Origin of the sequence: Sorangium sp. So ce693 (assembly GCF_051521375.1) — a bacterium.
Taxonomy (GTDB): Bacteria; Myxococcota_A; Polyangia; order Polyangiales; family Polyangiaceae; genus Sorangium; species Sorangium atrum.
On the sequence record NZ_CP150347.1, the window covers coordinates 8,753,865 to 8,776,316 of the forward strand.

The window sequence follows — 22,452 nt, forward strand, 5'->3', positions numbered from 1 at the left end:
CGGGCTCTGCGTCCGGGCGCTCGCGCCCCGGGAGCGCCGGCGCTGGCGCCCCGACCGCGGGCATCTCTCGAGGCCCTCCAGCCGGCGGCGCCGCGCCCGGAGCGGGCCGCCCCGCGTCGGGCGCGCGGTACGCGGCGGGCGCCGCTCCTCCGGAGCGCGCGGGCGCTGCGGCCGCTGGCCCAGCAGGCCCGCGGAGGTTCAGGGGCGTCGCCTCCCGCGCGGCCATCCTCGGCTCCGAGCCCTCACGGGCGTCGCCGGACGTCTGGGTCACCGGGACCGCTCCCACGCCCGGGACGCGCGCTCGCGCGACCGGGGCGCGCCCTTGCGTGGCCGGAGCCGGGGCGGGCGCCCTGGGGATCGGGGCGGCGCCCGGCCTGGGAGCCGGCGCGCCGGGCTGCGCCGCCGGGGGCCGCGCGCGCTCGGCCGGGAGGGGCGGCGCCGGTTGACCCGCGGCCGCCGCCGCCGCGCGCTGCGCGATGACCTCGTCGAGCTGGCTCGAGCTGAACGGCGAGACGCGCATCAGCGTGCGCACCTCGTCGTCGTCCTCGTCGTTCGTCGCGTCCTCGTCGTCGAGCGGGAGCAGCGCGCGCACCGCGGGATCGGGGTGCCACTCCTCGAGAGCGCGCCGGAACGCGGCGGCGTTCGTCGTCCGCGCGGAGCGATCGCGCTGGAACGCATCGTCGAGGACCCGCTGGAGATCGTCGTCGCCCACGTCGAAGACGGCGAGCGGCGCCGGCGAGGAGCTCGCGATCCGTTGCCGCGTCTCGGCGTCGCTCCCGCCGCCGAAGGCGCTCGCCCCCGTCAGCACCTCGTAGAGCGTCGCCGCGATGGCCCACACGTCGTCGCCGGCCGAGAGCGTCCCGCCTCCGACGCGCTCGGGCGACTGGTAGGCGATGCGGCTCGGCGTCTGGCGCAGATCGGCCAGGATCGCCTTCGAGGTGCGATCGACCGCGGTCGTGAGCACGCACTCCGGGGAGATGGCGCCGTGCGCGACGCCGAGGGCGTGAAGCGCCTCGATCCGCTTCGCAAGACGAATGGCCCAGCCGACGGCATCGAGCTCGTTCAGCGGGCCATCGCGCAAGATCCGAGTTGCAAGCGTTTCCACTTACGAAGCCAGGGTAGTACCGGTCCGCCGAAGTTTGTACCTGGATCCGCGCGCCGCTCGTCCCCGGGGCGACCGATTCCAGGGTGCGCGCCTCGCCGCGTACGTTCGGGGGCGGCGCCCCTGACGGACGGCGCTGGCGCGCGGATCCCCGGTGCGGGGAGCCGCGCTGGTCATGACCGCTCGCCCCCGGCCGCGTCGGTCGGGACGATGCGGACGCGCCGCACCCGCCGACCGGCGACATCCATCGCGACGAGCGTGTAGCCCTCGCACTCGACGCGCTCGCCCGCCTCGGGTGGGTGCTCGAGCCGGCCGAGCATGTAGCCGCCGACCGTCTCGACGGTCTTCACCTCGGGCAGCAGCACGATGTGCGCGTCGCGCTCCAGGTCCGTCAGCAGGACGCGGCCGTCGACGTCGACGATGCCGCCGCCGCGGCGGTGGATGGGCGGCACCTCCTCGTCGTTCTCGTCGCGGATCTCGCCGACGATCTCCTCGATGAGGTCCTCCATCGTCACGAGCCCCATGAACTCGCCCGAGGCCGACGTGATGATCGCCACCGGCACCTGGCGCGCCTGCATCTCGAGGCGGAGGCGCTCGACCGAGGTGTTCTCGCGCGCGAAGATCGGCTTTCGGAGCAGCTCGGCGACGCGCGCCGCGCGGCGGCGGTGGCTCAGGACGTCGAACAGGTCGCGCAGGTGCAGGTAGCCGAGCACGTTCTTGCCCTGCTCGTCGAGCACCGGGTACCGGGAGTACCCGGCGTCGGCCACGATCCGCACCGCCTCGTCGATCGTCATGTTCGCGCGCAGGGTCGCCGCGTCGGAGCGGAGCGACATCACGTGCCTCGCCGTGCGCCGGCGCAGGTCGAAGATGCGCACGAGCATGCTGCGCAGCGCGGGATCGAGCCCCGCAGGGCTCTTGGTCAAGAGCAGCCGGAGCTCCTCCGACGTGTGCGCGATCTCCTCCTCGCCCACCGGCCGGAGCCCGAAGAGCCGGACGAACCCGTTCGCCATCGAGTTGAGCACCCAGATGACCGGCCACATCAGGACGAAGAACCCGTGCAGCGGCCGCGCCGCCCAGAGCGTAACCTTCTCCGTCCGCTGGATCGCGAGCGACTTGGGCGCGAGCTCCCCGATCACGGTGTGGAGCGACGTGATCAGGATGAACGCGATGCCGACGGAGATGGCGTGCGCGCCGACCCCCGACCAGGCGTCGAGCGGGGCGAGCAACGGCTCGATGAGCTGGGCGATGGCCGGCTCGCCGATCCAGCCGAGCCCGAGGGACGCGAGCGTGATGCCCAGCTGGTTGGCGGACAGGTACGCGTCGAGCCGCTGCGACATCTGGAGCGCGAGCCGGGCCCGCGCGTCCCCCTCGCGCACGAGCTGCTCCAGCCGCGTCGGCCGCATCTTGACGATGGCGAACTCGGACGCGACGAAGAACGCGTTGAGGAGCACCAGGAGCGCGGTGCCCAGGAGATAGACGAACGTCATGCCGGTCGACGTCCTCCCCCGGGCGCGCCCGCCGCCCCGCGCCTCCTCGGCGACGAGCCGCGGCTAGATCCTCGCACGTTCGAGGATCTTGCTTCGCAGGTCCGGGTCGTCGTTCCTGAGTCCATCGACGAGAGCATCGGCCGGGGAGTTCCCCTTGGCGATGAGCGCGCTGAGCCGATCGAGGTGGACGCGCTCGTCCTTGCCGTTCTTGTTCAGGCGCGCGCGCCGCTCGAGGCCGCCCGAGGCGATCGAGACGAGCCGCTCGGCCAGCGCCGCGAGCGGCTTGCCGCGGAACGAGGCGCGGAGCGCGCGCTCGGCGATCTGCGGGCGCACGGCCTCGAGCTCGTCGAACCTGAAGCTCTCGGACAGGGCGTCGGCCTCGTCGAGCGCGCGCGCGTCGTAGAGGATGCCTGCCCAGAGTGCCGGGAGCGCACAGACGAGGTTGGCCGGCAGCGAGTCTGCGCCGCGGACCTCGATGGTCCGCTTCAGCCTGACCTCCGGGAAGAGGGTGTTGAGGTGCATCTCCCAGTCGCCGCGGGTGGCCCGGTGCCCCTCGAAGCCGTGCTCCAGGAAGTCGCGGAAGGTCTGCCCCGTGTTCTCGATCACCGCGCTGTCGCGCTTGATGAGGAACATCGGCGCATCGACCGCCCATGCGACGTAGTCCGAGAAGCGGCGCCCGCGCTCGAGCACGTTGCGGATCAGCCCCTGCCGCGCGGCGTCGACGTCGAGCCAGACCTTGGCGCGGTAGCTCCGCCCGCCGAACAGCGCCCCCTCGTAGAACGGGGAGTTCGCGAAGATCGCCGTCACGAGCGGGGAGAGCCGGAGCGACACGCGGAGCGCGCGCATCGCCGCCTCCTCGCTGGCGTAGTCGAAGTTCGCCTGCACGGTGGCGGTGCGGCGCATCATGTCGAGGCCGTGCGCGCCGCGCGTCGGCAGGTAGCGCCGCATGATCGCGTAGCGCGCCTTGGGCACCCAGGAGAGCTCGGCTTGCGACGCGAAGGGGTGGAACCCGATGCCGAGCCAGGCCAGCTTGAGCTCGGCGGAGATGTCCCGCAGCTCCGCGAGGTGCCCGCTCATCTCCATGCAGATCTGGTGGATGTTCTCGAGGGGCGCTCCGGACAGCTCGAGCTGCCCGCCTGGCTCGAGGGTCACCGAGGCGCCAGCCCGGGCGAGCGCGATCAGCGGACCGCCGGGGACCTCGTTCTCGGGCGCCCAGCCGTGCCGCTCGACGAGCGCCTGGAGCACGGTGAGGATGCTCCGCTCGCCCTCGTACGGAAGGGCAGCGCCCGTCCTGGCGTCGACCCCGAACTTCTCCGCCTCGGCGCCGATCCGGTGAAGGGCTTCGGGCTTCGTGGCTTCGTGGAAGGGAAACAGCAGATCGTCAAACGTCTCCAACGGTTGAGACTTCGACTCACTCCCGTGGCTTGCATCGGCCATCATCACGTTTCCGGTTGGGTTTCGTTCTCGCTTAGAGCGCGCGCCTGAGCAGGGGCGCGCGCTGCGCCGTACGGAGCATCTTCGCGAGCGCGCCGAGGTGCGCCAGCGTTGTCCCCGTTCCTCCCCCGAGCATTCGCGCGCCCGCCTCGATGAGCCGCGCCGCTGACGCCGCCCACGCATCGCAGATCTCGGCGGGCGCGATGCGATCGGCCCCGTCCGCCTGCGCAGGTTCGGCGCCGAGCAGCACGCCGACCTGAACCTCGTGCGCGACGCCCTCGAGGCGCCGGAGCACGTTGAGCCCGAGCTCGACCGACGCCACCTCGAAGAGCAGCGCGTCCGCGCCGCTGTCGAGGGCCGACCGGGCGACCTCCTCGAACCCCTCGCCATCGGCGGTGCGCCCTGCGCCGTCGAGCTCCACGAGCGCCCACGTCGCCAGCTGCGTCGTGTTGGCGCTGACGACCGCCGCGCGGCGCGCGAGCCGCGCGACCGTGGGGCCCACGCACGCTGCCTGGGCTGGATCGAAGCCGCACGCGACGAGGATCTCACAGCCTGCCGCCGCCAGCCTGGCCGCATGGACGGCGTAATCCTCCGCGATCCGGTCGGCCATGGGTGCGGCGGCAGTGTGGCCCAGGATACCGGCCACCGCCACGCGGCGCGCGGCCGCGCCCGCCGCCTCCGTCGCGAGCTCGACCGCGGTTCCGGTCAGCGCGGCGGCGCGGAACGCCATGCCGATCGGCGCCAGAGCGCGCGTCGTCGTGGCGGACGTGAGCGCCCGGACGACGTCGATCCCCAGCGCGATCTCCTGCTCGTGCAGCTCAGCGATCGCTCGAGGCGACTCGCGGAGCAGCCGACCGAGGGCGGTGGTGGAGGAGACCGCTGTGCCTCGTCCACGGAGCGACGCGAGCGGATCGCCGCCGATGATGAGCGGACGACCCACGGGAGGCCGAGAGGTGGAGGCCTCGAGCGCATTCACGTCCTTCGCTGCTTTCCAGGGCTCCTCTACCACCGGTCTATAAGGGGAAACTAGCCCAAGACGGCCCTTCCGCGTCGCGAAATGGTGCAGGCCAGCGGGCTGGAGCACAGCGTTCCACGCAGCGCAGTCGGGGGCAACCTGACGGACGCGCACCGGCGCTGGGCGCGGCGCCGGGGAGGAACGGGGGATCGGCCGTCATGAGGGGCTCCGCGTTGCCATGGGTCCTCATGTGGCCGGGAGGCGCCGGCCCCCTACCCCTCGGCCCCGGCGCGCGACGAACTTCCGGTCGAAGAGCCGCACCCGCCGGACGAAAAGATCGAGCAGGAAGACGACCATCGCGGCGTAGATGAACTGCTGCCAGAGCTCCTCGTGGAACGTCACCTTTTCCCCTGCCGGGTCGAAGATGGCCGCCACGCCGTTCGGATCGACCGCCCCGCCGGTCGACGTCGCGGCCTTCTCGAGGATGGCGAGCTCGGGCTCGAAGCTCGCGTACTCGCGGGGGTACGGGTTCGAGACGTGGCCGTAGCTGACGGCGACGGGCCGGAGCGAGCCGTCCTCGGCCTCGCGCAGGTGCTCCGCCCGCAAGAGGAACGAGCCGTACCGATCCAGCGCAAGCGCCGTCTCGTAGCGCCCCGGCGCGGTCTGACGCATGTCGACGACCCGCGTCGCGCCGCCCGGCTCGGGCCCGATGAGGGTGAGCCGGGAGGTCAGGTTGTTCTCGAACCGATCGTCGGCCCCGAACGCGTCGACGGACGCGCGCAGCTCTCCGTCGACGATCTCGGCCTTCATGTCGAGCTCGCGCCGGTGCTTCTGGCGCATGTGCTCGTGGACGAGCTGCCCCCAGAACTTCTCGAAGCCTGGCCACCTCAGCCACTCGACGGCCCAGCGCGCCTTGACGTCGCTCGTCCAGGCCAGCGTCCACCCGAGGCCGACGCGCCAGCGCGCGAGGATCGGCTCCTCGCTGTCGCTCGTGAGCAGCTCCTGGGCCGGCGGCGGCTTCAGCTTGGTCGAGACGTAGCCGTGCAGGTTGGGCGCCGTGCGGACGTCGACGCCCCGGAGGAACGCCGCGTCGCCGACCTGGGTCACCGGGAACCACTCCTCGACGGCGGCGGCGCGCGCGACCATCTCGGTCTCCTTGGTGAAGATGCGCGGCAGGTTGTTCGGATCAGGGACCGCGTGAAAGCGCCCCCCGCCCACGTCGGCGATCATCTTGAGCAGCTGCTCGTCGAGGTCGTTCCCGAGCCCCACGGTGGTCACGGTGATCGACTCGGCGATCATGGCGGACACGAGGTCCCGGATGCCGCCCGTCGACGCCTTGCCGTCCGTGAGGAGGATGACGTGCTTCTTGCGCGCCTGCGTGACGGTCATGTCCTGGTAGGCGGCGTCGAGCGCGGAGAAGATCTCGGTCCCGCCGCCCGGCTGGATGCGCGCGATCTCGCCCGCGATCCGCGAGCGGTTGCGCGCGGGCTGCATCTTCACGTAGCGGGTCGGCGCCGAGTCGAACGCGATCACCTCGATCAGATCGTCCGACGACAGGACCCCGGCGGTCGCCTTCGCCGCGGCCTTGGCCATCTCGAGGGGCAGCCCGGTCATCGATCCCGAGCGATCCATGACGAGCGCCATCGCGACGCTCGGCATGTCCTTCTTTCGCTCGTTGTCCATCCGGACCGGCAGGATCCGCTCGATGGTGGTGCGGTACCAGCCGCCGAGGCCGTACCCCGACTCGCCGCCGGCGAAGAGGAACCCCCCGCCGAGATCCCGCACGTAGCTCTCGATGATCTCCTGCCCCTGCAGGCTGAGCGCTTCCTTCGGGGTATCGGACACGATCAGGAAGTCGTAGCGCTCCATCTCCTTGAGGGAGCCGGGGAAGCCAGCCGGCGGCCTGACGTCGACGTCGAGCTGCTGCGCGGTGAGCGCGCTCGAGAGCGGGCCGGCGTGCTGCGGCGTCCCCTCGACGTAGAGCACCGACGGGCGCCCAGGCACGTCGATGGTGGTCGCGTACCGGTTGTTCTCCTTGAACTTGTCGTCCGCGATCTGGTCGAGCTCGAGCGCGTAGGTCACCTGCCCCGCGATGCGCACGACGCTCTTGAACACGACGTCGTTCGGCCCCGCCTTGAGCTCGAGATCCCGGATGCCCTCGAGGCCGTTCAGCGCCTCCCCCTGGAAGAGCCGCGCGCGCGCCTTGGTGGCGCGGCTTGCGTAGATGTCGGCGTGGATCTCGAACGTCTCCCCGACCTTGACCCGGTCGGGCATCCTCAGCTCCCGCACCGCGACCTCGGGCGGCGCGGGCCGCCGGTACGGGATGGAGAACAGCCGCACCCCGACGTCGCGCGCCCGGTTGGCCTCGGCGAGCACGTCGCCGTCCGTCTGCACGCCGTCCGACATCAGCACGGCGCGCTTGAGGTAGCCGGGCGGATACAGCCCGTAGGCGAGCTGCAGCGCGGCCTGGAGGTTCGAGCCTGCGCCGAGATCGCCGCGCTGTCCGTTCGCGTCGAGGTGGCGGCCGATGGGCGGCGCGCGCCGCTCCGCCTCGCGACCGGCCGCCTCGCCGGCCGCGCGCTCGACGAGCCGCGGCCGCCGCGCGAAGGTGATCACCTTGATGACGCCGTCCTCGGGCTTCTCGGCGAACGCCTTGTCGAGCGTCGCGCGCGCGTCGTCGAGCGCCTCGTCGGTGACCGACTCGGAGACGTCGATGAGGTAGATGGTGGCGACCTTCTCCGTGGTCGCGGACCTCGCGAGCCGCGACAGCCCGAGCGCGATCAGCGCGACGAACGCGACCCGCAGAAGCACCGAGAGCACGCGCTGCGGCAGGGGGAGGTCGGCGAGGGATCCCGCGAGGACCCCGACGAACCAGGGCGCGAGCAGGATCGCGCCGAGCATCTTCGGGTTGAGGAGCTCGTACTTCACCCCCTCGCGCACCCACGTCAGCGTCGGATCCGGGTGCAGGAGGACATACCTCCGGTACGCCCAGAACAGGATCCCGCCGAGCGCGACGCATGTGATGGCCCACGCGACGATGCGCAGCCTGCGACCACGGAACGCGCTCACACCGTCACCCTCCTGTGGTACGTGAACCACTCGATCGCGGTCACGACGAGCACCGCCGCGAGCAGGTAGACCCAGAGCTCACGGCGAACGCCGATCTTGAACTCGCTCACCGCGCCCGCGCCGCGGCCGTCGACCTTGAGCTCGGCGGCCGGCGCGATCGCGCTCTCCTCCGGCGCCGAGAGGTTCGCGGCGAACATGCTCTCCTCCTGCGCGCCCGCGGCGCCGACGCGCAGCGTGTAGAAGCCGGCGTGCTGCCCGAGGAACACGGCGCGCCCTTCCTGGATGGGGACCGTGCGCGTCGTCCCGTCGGGCTGCTCCAGGCTGGCCACCTCCGCGGACGAGGACGCCGGGATGTGCCAGACGGAGCCCGTGCGGAACGAGGAGATGTAGCTCGTGTCCTCCTCGACGAAGTTGTTGATCGCGTTGAGCAGGAAGAGCGGCCAGGCGATGCGGAGCGGGAAATCGCTCTCGCGAACGTCGAAGCCGAGCGCCACGAATTTCACGCCGCTGCGCCGCCCCTCGATCAGCAGCGGGCCCTTGTAGCTCCTGCCGACGACCCTGTCTTCCTTGTTGCCCTTGAGCACGTGGGCGCGCGCGACGTTCACGTCGCTGAGCGCCGTGTAGCGCAGGAGCGGGTGCTTCGCGTCGAGCTCGTCGAAGCCCAGGCGGTAGTTCGGGTCGTCGTCGAGGACCTCCTTGCCCACCTCGAACGGGGCGCTGGTCCCGGTCGGGTTGAGGTAGAGCAGGCTCCCGCTCCCCGGCGCGACGCTCGGCGCCACGCCGTCGAAGATGGTCACGTCGAACGAGGCGGCCGCCGGGTACCGCTGCGGATCGACGAAGGTCACGTCGAGGTACTCGTCGAGGAGCAGCGCCGCCTCGAGGAACATGTTCCCCGCGGAGACGACCTGGACGCGCGCGCGGCGCCGCTCGGGGAGCAGCGCGTAGGCGCGGTTGTCCGCGGGGAGGTCGTCCGAGCTGCCGTCGGCCAGCGAAAGCTTCGCCTCGAGCGTCTTCGAGGCGCCGGAGAGGTTCGGGTAGAAGCGGGGCAGCTTCTCCTTGGGCTTGAGCCGGATGCGCGTCAGATCCGTGAGCTGGCCGTCGCCGAGCAGCGACAGCTCGAGATCGAGGGGCTCGTCGCTCGTGTTGGTGACCTCGAGCATCACCTCGTAGCGGCTCTTGTCGAGCGGGTAACGCCGCACCGAGAACTCGGTGATGGCGGCGTTCCTCGATCCCTTGCCGATCGGCAGGTACGAGAGCTTGATGTCGCCGAGGCGCACCTGTCCGCCGGCGTCGGTCGGCTCGCCGAGCGCGCCGTCGCTCACGACGATGACCTCCGGCGACGGGAGCCCGCTCAGGGTGTCGCTCGCGAAGCGGAGCGCGCGCGCGAAGTCGGCGGTGGCGTCGGTCGGCCTCACCGCCGCGACGGCCGCCTCGAGCTCCGCGATCTCTCCGGTGAGCGTCGACAGGGGCGTGATGGCCGCGTCCATCTGGGCCAGCAGCATGCGGTCGCTGCCGGAGAGGCCGCGGACCATCTTCTTGACCTCTTCCTTCGCGAGCTCGAGGCGCGAGGGCGCGACGTCGATGGCCTGCATGCTCGCGCTCGCGTCGATGAGGACGACGATGTTGCGCCCCTCGACGAGGTTCGCCTGCGGGCGCGGATCCCCCAGCGCGAGCAGGAGCAGCGCGAGGAGCGCGAGCTGCAGCAGCAGCGACAGGAGCCGCTTCAGCTGCGAGAACAGGCTCGTCGCCTCCTTGTCCCGGAGGATGCGCTCCCAGATCCTCGAGAAGGGGACCGCGACCGGCCGCCGGCGCAGCTTGAGGATGTAGAAGACGACGACCACGGCCCCGGCGAGGGCGCCGATCTGGAGCAGTGTCTGCAGCGGAACGCCGGTGAAGTGCAGCATCGCTACCGGAGGAAGCCGCCTCGGCGAAACACGCGAAGGATCAGCTCATCGAAGGGGACAGACACGTCCGCGCGGAAGTAGCTCACCTGCCGCGACGTGCAGAAGCGGCGGATCTCGTCGAGGTACTGCTCGTAGGCCTCGGCGTAGCGCTCGAGCACCTTGGGGGTCACCGTGACCTCGCGCTCGTCGCCGGTCTCGCAGTCGTAGACGCGCACGTCCCCGCGCAGCGCAGGCCGGGCCTCGCGCGCGTCGACGACGTGGAGCACGAACGGCTCGAACCGGTTGTACCGGAGGACGTTGATGCCGCGCTCGAAGCCCGCTGGATCATAGAGATCGCTGAGGATCACAGCGAGGCCGCGCCGCTTGTGCTGCGCCACGAAGGTCTTCATCGCCTCGCCGAGGTCGGTCGGGCCCTCGGCGCGCGCCTGCCCGAGGAAGCGGAAGATCCTGAAGATGCGCGCCTTGCCCCGGGTCGACTGCATGCGCCCGCTGATCTCGTCGGTCGCGGTGACGATCGCGATGCGGTCGAGGTTGGCGAGCCCCACGTACGCCAGCGCCGCGGCGAGGCGCTTTGCGTGCCGCAGCTTCTCGCCGTCGCCGAACGCCATCGACGCCGAGGTGTCGACGATGAAGTAGATCGAGAGGTCTTCCTCCTCCTCGTAGAGCCGGATGAGGAGCCGGTCGAAGCGCTGGTACGCGGCCCAGTCGAGGTACCGGAAATCGTCGCCGGGCGCGTAGTCGCGGTGGTCGGCGAACTCGACCCCTGAGCCGGTCTTCTTGGTTCGCCGCTCCGCGCGCATCGCCCCCGAGAAGACGCGGCGGCTCACCATCGCGAGATAGTCGAGCTTGCGCTGGAACTCGTCGTCGAAGAGCTCCTCGTCGGGGGCGCTCGCGGAGAGCGCGGAGAAGCGGCGCAGCGGCGCGGCGGCCCTCTTGAACGCGTCGAAGAGCCCCATGCTACCTTCGACGGCGCCTCATTTGCTCTCCGGAAGGTGCTTGAGGATCGCCTGCAGCACCTCGTCGGTCTTCACGCCCTCGGCCTCGCCCTCGAAGTTGAGCAGCACGCGGTGCCGGAGGGCGGGCAGCGCGCACGCGCGCACGTCGTCGACCGACGCCGCGAACCGCCCCTCGAAGAGCGCGCGGATCTTCGCGGCGAGCAGCAGCGCCTGCGCCCCGCGCGGCGATCCGCCGAACTTCACGAACCGCTTCACCTCGTCGAGGCTGCCTCCCTCGGCGGGGTGGGTGGCCTGGAGCAGCCGCACCGCATAGTCCTGGACGTGCTTCGCCACCGGCACCTCGCGGACGAGCCGCTGCATGGCGATGATCCGCTCCTTGTTCAGGACCGGCCGCACCTCGATCGCGTCGGTGCCGGTCGTCCGCTCGAGGATCGAGTTCAGCTCGTCGCGGCTGGGGAACGGCACGTGCAGCTTGAAGAAGAACCGATCGAGCTGCGCCTCCGGCAGCGGGTACGTCCCCTCGCTCTCGAGGGGGTTCTGCGTCGCCAGGACGAAGAACGGCTCTTCCAGCGTGTAGCTCTGCCGCGAGACCGTGACGCGGTGCTCCTGCATGGCCTCGAGGAGCGCGCTCTGCGTCTTCGGCGTGGCCCGGTTGATCTCGTCGGCGAGCACGATGTTCGCGAAGATCGGCCCCTTGCGGAACGAGAACGACCGCTGCCCGCCCGCGTTCTCATCGATGACCGTGGTGCCGATGATGTCCGCGGGCATCATGTCCGGCGTGAACTGGATGCGCGAGAACTGGAGCTCGAGCGCCTCGGCCATGGTGCGGACGAGCATCGTCTTGCCGAGCCCCGGCACGCCCTCGAGCAGCGCGTGCGAGCCCGCGAGCATGCACGTGAGCACGCCGTCGACCACCTCGCGGTTGCCGACGATGACCTTCCCCACCTCCTCGCGCAGCTCTCCGATGCTCGCGCGGAACTCGTCCACCTCGGCCCGCGCTGCTTCCTTCGTCTTCTCGGCCATGACTTCCTGCTTCGCGCCCGCTGTCGCGGGGCGCCTGGTGAGGCGCGGTCGCGTTCGAGCCGCCGGCTCGACTCACTCGCGCGGCCTGATGAGCTGGAAATACCGGTTCACGTAGAACCGGTATCCATCAGGGATCTGATCCTTGTTGATCTGCTGCTCTGCGACCGTGTGATAGTCGGTGAAGACCTTCTTGTAGCCGGTCCCCTTGAAGCCCCGCTCGGCCGCGCTGAGGATCACCTCGCTGTTCGAGGGCCCTTGCTGCGTGTCGAGCCCCTGCGCCTGGACGTCCTGGGTCCCCATCTTCGGGTCGGTGCGCTTGCCCGCGATCTCGCCGCCACGGCCGGAGCCGACGCCGTCGCCCCCGGGCTGGTTGCCGCCGTTGCTGTTGCCCTGGCCGCTCCCGGCCCCCTCCTGCCCCTGCCCCTGCCCGCCGCCGGGCATCAGGATCTTTTTGCCGCCTGGTCCGATCACCAGCTCCTGCCCCTGGCCTTGCCCGCCCTTGCCCTGACCGCCCTGGCCTTGCTGGCCCTGCTGCCCTTCCTGCTCGCCGTCGCCCTGCCCCTGTTGGCCCTGCCCCTGCTGCTCATCGCCGCTGCCCTGGCTGCCGCGCGCGCGCTTTCCGAAGCGGAGCATCCTGGCCATCCGCTGCTTGCCCCCCTGCCCTTGCTGGCGCACGAGCTCCCGGAGCTCCTCGAGCCGCTGGCGCAGCTCTTCCTTCTCCTGCTCGGACATCTCCTCCTGCTGCATCCGGTTGATGTCCTCGGCCGCCTGCTCGAGATCGTCCGCTGACATCCCGAGGTCGCGCATCAGATCCTCGGCGGCCTTGGCGAGCTCGCGGTCGAGCCGATCGAGCTGGCGCCCGGTCCGCTCCTTCTGCTCGGCCTCGCGGTCGAGCCGCTCCAGCTCGCGCTCCTTCTTCTTGAGCAGCCTCTCCTGCTCGGCTCGCGCCTGCTCGCTCGCGGGGGCCTTCTGCTTCTGCTTGAGGAGCTGCTCGCGCGCCTCGGCGCGCTTCTCGTTGATCGCGGCGAGGGCCTCCTTGCGGCGCGACGCCGCCTCGGAGAGCGCCTTGCGCAGCCGCTCGATCTCGGCCTTGTCGAACTTCTGCTTCTTGTCGCGGAGCTTCTCGGCGAGCTCCTTCAGGTCCTTCTTCGCCTTCTCGAGATCCTTCTTCTCGAGGGACTCCCCCACGCCCTTCGCCAGGTCGCTCTTCTTGAGGTCGACCCCCGTCTCCTTGAGCGCCTCATCGAGCGCCTTCAGGTCGGCCTCGGCGCCCTTGAGGAGCTCGCGCTCGAGCGCCTCCATGCGGCGGAACGCCTCGGTGCGATCGAGGCGCTTGTTCGCGATGTCCTCGATGAGCTGGTTGAACCGCTCGACCGCGGACTTCATCTCCGGGCTCTGGTCCTGCCGATCGAGCGCCTTCGCCGCGTCCTTGAAGAGCTCGAGGTCGTCGGGCGACATGGTGAGCGCGTCGATGGTCGCCGCGACGGGCGCCTGCTTCCGCGGGGTGCGCACCTCCAGCAGCGCCACCGCGAGCACGCCGAGCCCCACCGCGGCGGAGGTCCAGAGCTCGCGAGGGACGGCGAGCGGCGCGGCGCCGGCGGGGCGCAGCCCTGCGGCGTGCTCGCAGGCGTCGTCGATCGCCGCTTCCATCAGGGGGGTGCGCTGCGCTGCGGGCAGCGCCTCGAAGGCGAGGGCGATCGTCAGCCGGTCGTGGAGGCCGTGGTGCCGATCGAGGGCGATGGTGCCGGCGCGCGGAGGCAAGCGTCGCAGCATCGCCACGACGAGGGTGGCCAGCACGAGCAGCCCCGCGCCGAGGAGGAGCTGGCGGGCGCGCGGCTCGCCGAGGTACGCCGGGAGCGCCTTGTGCACCGCGAGCGTCCCGGCAGCGAGCGCGAGCGCGAGGGTCAGCGCGCTCGGCAGCGCACGCAGCGCGCGCCCGAACCGGAGCCTCAGCTCAACCACGAGCGCGGCGCTGCGAATGCGGTCCAGTTGCTTCGTGCGAGAGTCGCTCACGGTGCTCAGCGCTCCGGGCGCCCCCCGCGGGGGCCCTCGAAGGGGAAACGTCGCAGCATTGTACCTGCTGACGGGTCAGGCGCCCGAAAGTTCCTGGGAGGCTCCGCGCGACGTGCGACGTACGTAGAGGCTGCGCGCGACGTACGAGGCAATGACGCGCGGCGAGCCCTGATGATTCCCGTGCAGGGCAGCTGCGCTCAGCGTGCTGCCGGCATGGATGCGTGCTGCCGGCGGTGGGTGGGGGTCCTCCCTCCGAGCGCCGATCGGACGGTTCCTCTGCACCCGGCTCGGCGGCGGCATGCGTACGTTGCGTGGGAATTAGGGGTCGGGCCGCTGCGCACGGCGCCCGCCTCGGATTGGATCACTTCATCGACTTCTTCTTGGGCGCTGCCTTGGCGGCAGGCTTCTTCGCCGCAGCAGGCTTCTTCGCCGCGGCCGGCGTAGCAGCCGGCTTCTTCGCCGCCTTGGCTGCCGGCTTCTTCGTCGCGGCCGGCTTCTTCGCCGCCTTGGCTGCCGGCTTCTTCGCCGCGGCCGGCTTCTTCACCGCCTTGGCTGCCGGCTTCTTCGCCGCCTTGGCGGCCGGTTTCTTCGCCGCGGCCGGCTTCTTCGCCGCCTTGGCGGCCGGCTTCTTCGTCGCGGCCGACCGCTTCGCAGCAGCCCTGCTCGCCACGGCACTGTTTGCCGCCGACTTCTTCGCCCCCGTCGCCCCTTCTCTGGGGGACGGCTGCGCAGCGGCCTCACGCTCCTCGCCGACCGCGCTGGCCTGGGCCTTGGCGCCGTTCGCTTCAGGCACCTGCTTCGCATAACGGGCGAGCGTCTCGCGCACCCGCGCGTCCAGATCCGAGAAATCGAACGGCTTGTTCAACCAGGCGTCTGCGGCGAAGAGCGGCGAGGTCATCTCGTTCAGGTTCTCGCCGATCCCGGTGAGCATGATGACGCCGGTGCTCGCGAACGGCCGTCCGTCGGACGTGTCGCTCTTCAGCCGCTTGCAGATCTCCCAGCCGCTCATGCCGGGCATCATCACGTCCAGGATCACCAGATCCGGCCGGTGCTCACGCGCGAGCTCCCAGGCAGCATCCCCCTCGGAGGCCTCGATCACAGAGAAACCCAGGTTCCTCAGGTGACGCGCAACGAGGCTCAACATCGCCGGTTCGTCTTCGGCCACCAGCACACGGGGCGGCATCATGCTCGCGGAAGGCATCGTGGATGCGGATGAGAGTACGTGCGCGCGAACCGGTCAAGAGAGAACGAGACCGCGCTGCCGCAGCCAGCGCTCTTCGCCGTTCGCCGTCCTCCCGAGCGACCCGAGCGCCAGGGAGGATGCGCTCACGCGGCGCGCGCGAGCGCGATCTTTTCCGTCTGCCCCGCCGCATAGAAGCGTCGCAGCGCGGCGAGCAGCTCGGCATGACGCCCATGGCGGGCAAACTCGGCCTCGAGTCGGCCCGCGAACCGCGCGGCCAGATCGTTCGCGATCCGGTAGCGATCGCCGGTCTCCGTGCCCGGTGGATCCATGAAGGTGACCCGCTCGAAGAGATGGGCGCGGATCCGCGCCGCGCGCTCGGGCTCGAAGCGCCCCGCCCCCGATGGGGCCGCCTCGTGGCGGCGCCGGAGCGGCGGGCCTGGCGGCTCGACCTCGTCCGCCAGATCGCCGTGGACAAGCAGCACGTATTTGTCGACCTCGGCCTGGAGCTCGAGCTCGAGCTGGGTCGCCGGCAGCTCCCTGCGGGCTCGCTCGGCCACGTAGAGGAAGTGGCTCACGCCCTCGACGATCTGGCAGATCTCGTCCAGCGTCCCCTCTCGCCCCCGCGTGATCGCCCGGCGGGGCAGGTGCAGCGCGACCTCGATATCCCCGCCATCTCCGCCGGCGTGCCGGATCAGCAGCGCTTCGCGGGCGCTGCCGTCCGTCAGCCGGATGAAATCGTCGACCACGGGCGCGTCATCGAGCGCATAGGTGCGGGCCAGGTGCTGCTGGATCCGGGCCGGGAAGGTCGCCCCCCGCATCAGTTGAGCCCGCCCGCACCACGGCTCGGCACGAGCCCTCGTGCCCCGAGCTCATCCGCGAGTCGACTCGAGCCCGTACGAACCCAGCGCTCGTACAGCCGGAGCACCGAGCGCTCGTCCCGAGCCCCCGACGCGAGCGTACCGTCGGCCACATCGTTCAGGACGCTCACGAACCGCTCGAATTTCTCGGCCATCTCCGAAAGAACATCCGGCCCCTGGCCGACGCGCGCATTGAGGCGCAGCATAGCGGCCGCATGGTGGTAAGCGGTCGACCCGACCCCGACCACGTAGCCGCGATCGACCCCCTTGACCTCGATGTGGCCGCCGAAGAAGCCGACCACGTAGAGGACGCTGTCTCCGAGGTTACGCAGCCGCTGGAAACGCTCGGCTCCGGAGGCTTCCAGCGCATCGCGCAGAAGAAAGGTCAGGGGCTGGTTGAAGGCAGACTCGGCATGCTCGTCCGGGTGAGCAAAGGCACAGAGCAGACCGACGAGGTAACTCGACGCCGCCTCGGTAGCAGCGACGTTCCGAACTCGGAGCGCCTCGTCCACAACCTCCTGGAAATAGCGGGTCATGCTCGGGGAGAGAGAGATCGCTTGGCTCACAGCGGCACCTCACTTGTGCGGGTGCCCTGGATACCGACGTAACCCGGGCCACCGCGCGCTCAGGTCAACCAGACACGTCCCGGCGGCCTCCCTCGGGTTGGAGACCGTGAGGGCATCGCGTCACTGTGCTGCCGCAGCTTTGCCCTCATAAGCGCATTTTAGCCGAGGGGCTCCGCCGAGCCCAGCCTTGCGCCACGCACCTTCCCCTGCAATCTCCAGGACTTACAGCCACCTCTGCGCCTGGCTGCCAACGCGCAAAGTGCCGGCCTGGGGCCACTCTTGACACCCTCCAGGGGGTGGCTATCTTCGGCGCGCTCGCTAGCACTCGCCATAGGTGAGTGCTAGCAAAGTGCCCAGACTGCAATCGTATGGGACCTTGCGGCTGCTCAGGCGGGCCGGCTGGGTCTTGCCGTTCGTGGGACGCGGCGCTCGTCCCCGGAGGATTTGCAAAGATGAAGATTCGACCGCTCCAGGACCGCGTGATCGTTCAGCGCGTGAAGGAAGAAGAGAAGACCAAGGGAGGTCTCTACATTCCGGACACCGCGAAAGAGAAGCCGATCGAGGGGACCGTCGTCGCCGTCGGCAACGGCAAGGTCGCCGAGGACGGTACCGTGCGGAAGCTCGACGTCAAGGAGGGCGATCGCGTCCTCTTCGGCAAGTACTCGGGCACCGAGGTCAAGATCGACGGCGAAGAGCACCTCATCCTCCGCGAGGACGACATCCTCGGCGTGATCGAGAAGTGACGCGGGCGACAGAAGGAACTTAGGAGAGACACCATGGCAGCCAAGGAAATCATCTACAACGAGTCCGCCCGCAGCATGATCCTCGCGGGGGTCAACGCCCTCGCCGACGCGGTCAAGGTCACGCTCGGCCCGAAGGGGCGCAACGTCGTCATCGAGAAGAGCTTCGGCTCGCCGACGGTCACCAAGGACGGCGTGACGGTCGCCAAGGAGATCGAGCTCGAGAACCGCTTCGAGAACATGGGCGCCCAGATGGTCCGCGAGGTCGCCTCGAAGACGAGCGACATCGCCGGCGACGGGACGACCACCGCGACGGTGCTCGCCCAGGCGATCTACCGCGAGGGCTCCAAGCTCGTCGCGGCCGGGCACAACCCGATGGAGATCAAGCGCGGCATCGACAAGGCGGTCGAGGCGATCGTCGAGCACCTCCGCGGCTCCGCCAAGCAGACGAAGGACGCGAAGGAGATCGCGCAGGTCGGCACGATCAGCGCGAACGGCGACGAGACGATCGGCAAGCTCCTCGCCGACGCGATGGAGAAGGTCGGCAAGGAGGGCGTGATCACGGTCGAGGAGGCCAAGAGCGCCGACACGACCCTCGACGTGGTCGAGGGCATGCAGTTCGACCGCGGCTACCTCTCGCCGTACTTCGTGACCGATCCCGAGGCCATGAAGGCGAACCTCGAGGACTGCTACATCCTCATCTCGGAGAAGAAGATCTCCAACATGAAGGACCTGCTCCCGGTGCTCGAGGCGATCGCCAAGAGCCAGAAGCAGCTCCTCATCATCGCCGAGGACGTCGAGGGCGAGGCGCTCGCGACCCTCGTCGTGAACAAGCTCCGCGGCACGCTGCACTGCGCGGCCGTCAAGGCGCCGGGCTTCGGTGATCGCCGCAAGGAGATGCTGAAGGACATCGCCACCCTGACGGACGGCCAGGTGATCGCGGAGGAGCTCGGCCTCAAGCTCGAGAACGTCACGATCAGCGATCTCGGCCGCGCCAAGACCGTCATCATCGACAAGGACAACACCACGATCGTCGGCGGCCAGGGCAAGAAGGACAAGATCAAGGCCCGGCAGCAGGAGATCCGCGCCCAGATCGAGAACACGACGAGCGACTACGACCGCGAGAAGCTCCAGGAGCGGCTCGCGAAGCTCGTGGGCGGCGTCGCGGTCGTCAAGGTCGGCGCCGCGACCGAGACCGAGATGAAGGAGAAGAAGGCCCGCGTCGAGGACGCGCTCCACGCGACCCGCGCGGCCGTCGAGGAGGGCATCGTCCCGGGCGGCGGCGTGGCGCTCATCCGCGCGCAGAGCTCGCTCGAGAAGCTCAAGGTCAACGACGAGCAGCGGTTCGGCGTGAACATCATCCGCCGCGCCATCGAGGAGCCCCTCCGCCAGATCTCGGCCAACGCCGGGGAAGAGGGCTCGATCGTCGTGCAGAAGGTGCGCGACGGCAAGGACTCGTACGGCTACAACGCGGCGTCGGGCGACTACGGCAACCTGCTCGAGATGGGCGTCATCGATCCGGTCAAGGTCGTCCGGTCGGCGCTCCAGAACGCGGCCAGCGTCGCCAGCCTGATGCTCACCACCGAGGCGCTCATCGCCGAGCGGCCGAAGGAGGAGAAGCCGGCGGCCGGTGGCGCCCACGCGGGCCACGGCCACGACTTCTGATCGCGACGCGCCGCGCTGACCGTTAAGCCCGGCGGGCGAGGGCCGACTTCCTTCTCGGGAAGTCGGCCCTTCGCCATTTCGACTTCCGGCGGGCCGCGGCGCATGATCTGATCCGGCGCAGGTTCGCGATGAGCACCCTGACTACCGAGCGCCTGGCGCTCACCCCGGTCTCGCTGCCCCTGCTCGAGGCGGTCATCCGCGGAGATCGCGCCGAGGCCGAGGCCCTGTCCGGCGCGCGCTTCCCTGACGCCTGGCCTGGGCGCGCGCTCGTCGAGCGCGCCTTCAGCTCGCCGCTCGACCGGCTGCGGGACGATCCAGAGGCGTTCCTGTGGGGCACGCGGCTGATGGTGACGTGCGGGCAGGAGGAGCGCGTCGTCGTCGGCAGCGTGGTGCTGAACGGCCGGCCCGACGCGACCGGCACCGTGGAGATCGGCTACGGCGTCGAGGGCAAGTCCCAGGGCCAGGGCTACGCCACGGAGGGGTCGCGCGCCGTCCTGCACTGGACGCTGCAGCAGCCGGGCGTGAAGCGCGTGATCGCGACCACGCCGGCCTGGCATCGCGCGTCGCTCCGGGTGATCGAGAAGCTCGGGATGCGCCCTGCTGGAACGCTCGAGCACGACCTCCTGGGCGAGCTCCTCGTCTTCGAGCGCTACCCCGAGTAGCGCCCCGCCGTCCACGGGCGGGGGCCCGCCGCGGCGTCGCTCACCCGCCTGCGCGGCTCACGCCGCCGCGCGGGTCGCGCCGCCGAGCCCACTCGCACAGGGTCATGCCCGCCGCGATGGCCACGGGGTACGAGTGGTTGATCCCGTACATGGGGATCGCGATCACGTCCTCGCACGCATCGAGCAGCGCCTGCGGCAGCCCGTCATCCTCGCTGCCGAAGAGGAACACGAGCCCGCGGGGGAACGGCGCCTCCCAGAGGGTCCGCCGCGCGTGATCGCGCTCCACGCCGATGAGCGGGCGGCCGCGCGCCGCTTCGAGGAAGCTCGCCTCGTCGGGGCACTCGACGATGGTCTCGTACTTCTGCATGCCCATCGAAGCGCGCTCGTAATAGGGCTCGGTCCCGATCAGGAAGATCTCCCGGACCAGGAACGAGTGGGCGACGCGGATGATGGCGCCGATGTTGAACGGGTTCTTCGCGCGGCAGACGGCGATGGAGAAGTCGCTCCGCAAGGGGGCGAGCTCTTCGCGGATCTCCCGGGTGGTGAGCCCGAAGGGCGGGATCTTCACGGCGCGCTGGCTCCCCTACTCGGCGGCGAAGCGATCGAACAGCGGATAGATGGGCCCCTCGTGGACCCTGATGCGCTCGGTCGTGCCCGTGGCGTGCTTGACCAGGAGCACGAGCCCGGCGCGCGGCACGGCGTCGAGCGCGCCCCGGATCGCCGCGACGGACATGCGCCGCAGCGGCTGCCCGGCGATCTCCAGCACCTCGTCGTCCTTGCGGAGCCCGGCGCGCTCCGCAGGCCCGCCCTCCATGGTCCGCGAGATGAATGCGGAGCCGGAATGCAGCTGGTACCAGAGGCCGAGGCCGAACCTGGCGTGCGCCGGCTGGAACGCGAGCGTGAGCGAGCCGCCCGCATCGAGCTCGACCTCGATCTCGCCTGCGGCTCGCTGCGTGTCGCTCGGGCGGCCGATGTCGCGCACCCCGATCGGCTTGTCGACGAGCGGGTCCGCTTCCCAGACCTCCACCCGGAGCCGGTCCTCGGGCAAGATCTGGAAGTTCCCGCTGGGTCCTTCGGGCCAGGTCGGCTCCAGCGTGTTCGTTTGCTCCGCCGTCCGAAAGATCTCCGCGCCGTTGACGAAGACGCGGACATAGGGGTCCGGGAGGTCGCCAGCGCCGGAATCCCAGGCTCGGCCGTCCCGAGTGCGCTCCGGGATTCTCGCACGGACGACCCGAAGCCATCGGACGTCCTCGGGCGGCGGAGGATGCAGCTCCTGGTCTGGAGGAGGTTCGCGCAGGCGGGTCGAGAGCTCGGGATAGAGCGCCGAGCAGCCGCCCGCGGCGAGCGGCGTGCCACCTGCAGCGAGCAGCAGGATGAACGCGGGCAAGCAGAGCGAGAGCGCGCGATGCCGTCGGAGGACCAAGATGGCGCCATTTTTGGCCGGAGCCGGCGTCAGCCGCAACTAAACCGTGCTATTTCGGGCGCCCATGCACGATCAGCCCGTCATTGCTACCAGCGACCTCAGCGCGCACGTCGGCAGCACTGTCGTGCTCCGCGGATGGCTCTACAACAAGCGATCGAGCGGCAAGCTCCACTTCCTCGAGCTGCGCGACGGCTTCGGCACCGTCCAGTGCGTGATGGCGAAGAGCGACGTCGGCGACGAGGTCTTCGCGGCCGCCGACAAGGTCACCCAGGAGAGCGTGATCGATGTCGTCGGCGAGGTGAAGGCGCACCCGAAGCGCGCCGGGGTCTACGAGATCGCCGCGTCCGCCTTCCGCGTGCTCGCCCCCACCACCGGCGAGTACCCCATCTCCCCGAAGGAGCACGGGACCGACTTCCTCATGGATCACCGCCACCTCTGGCTGCGATCGAGGCGGCAGCACGCGATCTTGCGCGTTCGTCACACCATCATCCAGGCCGTCCGCGACTTCTTCGACGGGCGCGGGTTCACGCTCGTCGATGCGCCGGTCTTCACGCCGAACGCGTGCGAGGGGACGAGCACGCTGTTCCAGACCGACTACCACGGCGAGAAGGCGTACCTCACCCAGTCGGGGCAGCTGTACATGGAGGCGGCAGCGGCCGCGTTCGGGAAGGCGTACTGCTTCGGCCCTACGTTCCGCGCGGAAAAGTCGAAGACCCGCCGCCACCTGGCCGAGTTCTGGATGGTCGAGCCCGAGGTGGCGTTCATGGACCTCGCGGGCGACATGGACCTCGCGGAAGACTTCCTCTGCTTCATCGTCGAGCGGGTCCTCGAGCGCCGCCGCCCCGAGCTCGCGGTGCTCGAGCGCGACGTCGGGAAGCTCGAGGCCGTCAAGAAGCCGTTCCCGCGCATCCGCTACGACGAGGCCGTCGCCATCCTGAACGAGGCGCGCGCGGAGAAACGCAAAATGGCCGGAGAGACTGAAATTTCGGACTTTCCCTGGGGCGAGGATTTCGGCGGCGAGGACGAGACGATCATCTCCGGCCGGTACGATCGTCCCGTCATGATCCACCGCTATCCGGCTCAGGTGAAAGCCTTCTACATGAAGCGCGATCCGACGGACGACCGGCTCGCGCTCTGCGTCGATGTCCTCGCGCCGGAGGGTTATGGAGAGGTGATCGGCGGCGGGCAGCGCGAGGATGATCTCGCCACCCTCGAGCGGGCAATCGAGGCGCATCGGCTGCCCCCCGAGGCGTTCGGCTGGTACCTGGATCTGCGCCGGTATGGCACCTTCCCGCATGCGGGCTTCGGGCTGGGCATCGAGCGGAGCGTCGCCTGGATCTGCGGTCTGCCCCACGTGCGCGAGACGATCCCGTTCCCGCGCATGCTGAATCGGCTCTCGCCGTAGTGCCGCGC

General features: G+C 70.3%; 17 protein-coding genes. 4 read left to right on the forward strand and 13 right to left on the reverse strand.

Translation table 11 applies throughout. The features are described 5' to 3' along the window. Window positions 1-1,275: 1,275 nt before the first annotated feature. The 11 genes from WMF14_RS32555 to WMF14_RS32605 all read right to left on the reverse strand — a co-directional run bounded on the left by WMF14_RS32555 (window position 1,276) and on the right by WMF14_RS32605 (window position 16,549). Window positions 1,276-2,589, reverse strand: a complete 1,314-nt coding sequence (locus WMF14_RS32555; protein WP_272094828.1) for a hemolysin family protein — start codon at window positions 2,587-2,589, stop codon at window positions 1,276-1,278. 63 nt (window positions 2,590-2,652) lie between these two features. Further along, window positions 2,653-3,984 carry a glutamate--cysteine ligase gene (locus WMF14_RS32560; RefSeq protein ID WP_437792590.1) on the reverse strand — a complete coding sequence of 444 codons (1,332 nt, stop codon included), beginning with the start codon at window positions 3,982-3,984 and terminating at the stop codon, window positions 2,653-2,655. A gap of 73 nt (window positions 3,985-4,057) precedes the next feature. Further along, window positions 4,058-4,999: a homocysteine S-methyltransferase family protein gene (locus WMF14_RS32565; RefSeq protein WP_272094830.1), complete on the reverse strand. Its 942-nt coding sequence runs from the start codon at window positions 4,997-4,999 to the stop codon at window positions 4,058-4,060. 225 nt (window positions 5,000-5,224) lie between these two features. Further along, the gene (locus WMF14_RS32570) at window positions 5,225-8,047 is read right to left on the reverse strand and encodes a VWA domain-containing protein (RefSeq protein WP_437792595.1); all 2,823 of its coding nucleotides are present in this window, start codon (window positions 8,045-8,047) and stop codon (window positions 5,225-5,227) included. Next, the gene (locus tag WMF14_RS32575; protein WP_437792598.1) at window positions 8,044-9,951 is read right to left on the reverse strand and encodes a VWA domain-containing protein; all 1,908 of its coding nucleotides are present in this window, start codon (window positions 9,949-9,951) and stop codon (window positions 8,044-8,046) included. The genes WMF14_RS32570 and WMF14_RS32575 overlap by 4 nt, the downstream gene beginning before the upstream one ends. 2 nt (window positions 9,952-9,953) lie before the next feature. Further along, window positions 9,954-10,907 carry a DUF58 domain-containing protein gene (locus WMF14_RS32580; protein WP_437792601.1) on the reverse strand — a complete coding sequence of 318 codons (954 nt, stop codon included), beginning with the start codon at window positions 10,905-10,907 and terminating at the stop codon, window positions 9,954-9,956. Between the two features lie 18 nt (window positions 10,908-10,925). Further along, window positions 10,926-11,930 (reverse strand): AAA family ATPase, encoded by a 1,005-nt coding sequence (locus WMF14_RS32585; protein WP_012238534.1) that lies wholly within the window; start codon window positions 11,928-11,930, stop codon window positions 10,926-10,928. Between the two features lie 72 nt (window positions 11,931-12,002). After that, entirely contained in the window at window positions 12,003-13,943 is a 1,941-nt protein-coding gene (locus WMF14_RS32590; protein ID WP_437792604.1) for a hypothetical protein, read from the reverse strand. 361 nt (window positions 13,944-14,304) lie between these two features. Continuing rightward, the gene (locus tag WMF14_RS32595; RefSeq protein ID WP_437792606.1) at window positions 14,305-15,144 is read right to left on the reverse strand and encodes a response regulator transcription factor; all 840 of its coding nucleotides are present in this window, start codon (window positions 15,142-15,144) and stop codon (window positions 14,305-14,307) included. 125 nt (window positions 15,145-15,269) lie between these two features. Continuing rightward, window positions 15,270-15,944: a hypothetical protein gene (locus WMF14_RS32600; protein ID WP_437792608.1), complete on the reverse strand. Its 675-nt coding sequence runs from the start codon at window positions 15,942-15,944 to the stop codon at window positions 15,270-15,272. Then, on the reverse strand, window positions 15,944-16,549 hold the full coding sequence (locus WMF14_RS32605) for a hypothetical protein (RefSeq protein ID WP_437792611.1): 606 nt from the start codon (window positions 16,547-16,549) through the stop codon (window positions 15,944-15,946). The genes WMF14_RS32600 and WMF14_RS32605 overlap by 1 nt, the downstream gene beginning before the upstream one ends. Before the next feature lie 452 nt (window positions 16,550-17,001). Here WMF14_RS32605 and groES point away from each other — a divergent pair, with 452 nt between their 5' ends. The 3 genes from groES (at window position 17,002) to WMF14_RS32620 (ending at window position 19,616) form a co-directional block, all read left to right on the forward strand. Continuing rightward, a complete protein-coding gene (gene groES / locus WMF14_RS32610; RefSeq protein WP_012238539.1) occupies window positions 17,002-17,292 on the forward strand; it encodes a co-chaperone GroES in 291 nt (96 codons plus the stop codon). 33 nt (window positions 17,293-17,325) lie between these two features. Further along, the gene (gene groL, locus WMF14_RS32615; protein WP_012238540.1) at window positions 17,326-18,954 is read left to right on the forward strand and encodes a chaperonin GroEL; all 1,629 of its coding nucleotides are present in this window, start codon (window positions 17,326-17,328) and stop codon (window positions 18,952-18,954) included. A 128-nt stretch (window positions 18,955-19,082) separates the two neighbouring features. Further along, window positions 19,083-19,616, forward strand: coding sequence for a GNAT family N-acetyltransferase (locus WMF14_RS32620; RefSeq protein WP_437323903.1), 534 nt, complete (start codon window positions 19,083-19,085; stop codon window positions 19,614-19,616). A 40-nt stretch (window positions 19,617-19,656) separates the two neighbouring features. Here WMF14_RS32620 and WMF14_RS32625 read toward each other — a convergent pair whose 3' ends face one another. Together WMF14_RS32625 and WMF14_RS32630 are read right to left on the reverse strand one after the other, a co-directional pair. Then, on the reverse strand, window positions 19,657-20,184 hold the full coding sequence (locus tag WMF14_RS32625) for a TrmH family RNA methyltransferase (protein ID WP_437792613.1): 528 nt from the start codon (window positions 20,182-20,184) through the stop codon (window positions 19,657-19,659). A 15-nt stretch (window positions 20,185-20,199) separates the two neighbouring features. Beyond that, entirely contained in the window at window positions 20,200-21,039 is an 840-nt protein-coding gene (locus WMF14_RS32630; RefSeq protein WP_272094842.1) for a C2 domain-containing protein, read from the reverse strand. Window positions 21,040-21,103: 64 nt separating this feature from the next. On the opposite strand from WMF14_RS32630, the gene asnS reads away from it, so the two are divergent. Beyond that, window positions 21,104-22,444, forward strand: a complete 1,341-nt coding sequence (gene asnS, locus WMF14_RS32635) for an asparagine--tRNA ligase (RefSeq protein WP_437792616.1) — start codon at window positions 21,104-21,106, stop codon at window positions 22,442-22,444. Window positions 22,445-22,452: the final 8 nt, after the last annotated feature.

What these genes read in the sequence shown, in the direction of transcription:
- WMF14_RS32555 (WP_272094828.1), bottom strand. Translation starts at nt 2,589, where the DNA reads ATGACGTTCGTCTATCTCCTGGGCACCGCGCTCCTGGTGCTCCTCAAC.
- WMF14_RS32575 (WP_437792598.1), bottom strand. Translation starts at nt 9,951, where the DNA reads ATGCTGCACTTCACCGGCGTTCCGCTGCAGACACTGCTCCAGATCGGC.
- WMF14_RS32580 (WP_437792601.1), bottom strand. Translation starts at nt 10,907, where the DNA reads ATGGGGCTCTTCGACGCGTTCAAGAGGGCCGCCGCGCCGCTGCGCCGC.
- WMF14_RS32585 (WP_012238534.1), bottom strand. Translation starts at nt 11,930, where the DNA reads ATGGCCGAGAAGACGAAGGAAGCAGCGCGGGCCGAGGTGGACGAGTTC.
- WMF14_RS32595 (WP_437792606.1), bottom strand. Translation starts at nt 15,144, where the DNA reads ATGCCTTCCGCGAGCATGATGCCGCCCCGTGTGCTGGTGGCCGAAGAC.
- WMF14_RS32600 (WP_437792608.1), bottom strand. Translation starts at nt 15,944, where the DNA reads ATGCGGGGGGCGACCTTCCCGGCCCGGATCCAGCAGCACCTGGCCCGC.
- groES (WP_012238539.1), top strand. Translation starts at nt 17,002, where the DNA reads ATGAAGATTCGACCGCTCCAGGACCGCGTGATCGTTCAGCGCGTGAAG.
- groL (WP_012238540.1), top strand. Translation starts at nt 17,326, where the DNA reads ATGGCAGCCAAGGAAATCATCTACAACGAGTCCGCCCGCAGCATGATC.
- WMF14_RS32620 (WP_437323903.1), top strand. Translation starts at nt 19,083, where the DNA reads ATGAGCACCCTGACTACCGAGCGCCTGGCGCTCACCCCGGTCTCGCTG.
- asnS (WP_437792616.1), top strand. Translation starts at nt 21,104, where the DNA reads ATGCACGATCAGCCCGTCATTGCTACCAGCGACCTCAGCGCGCACGTC.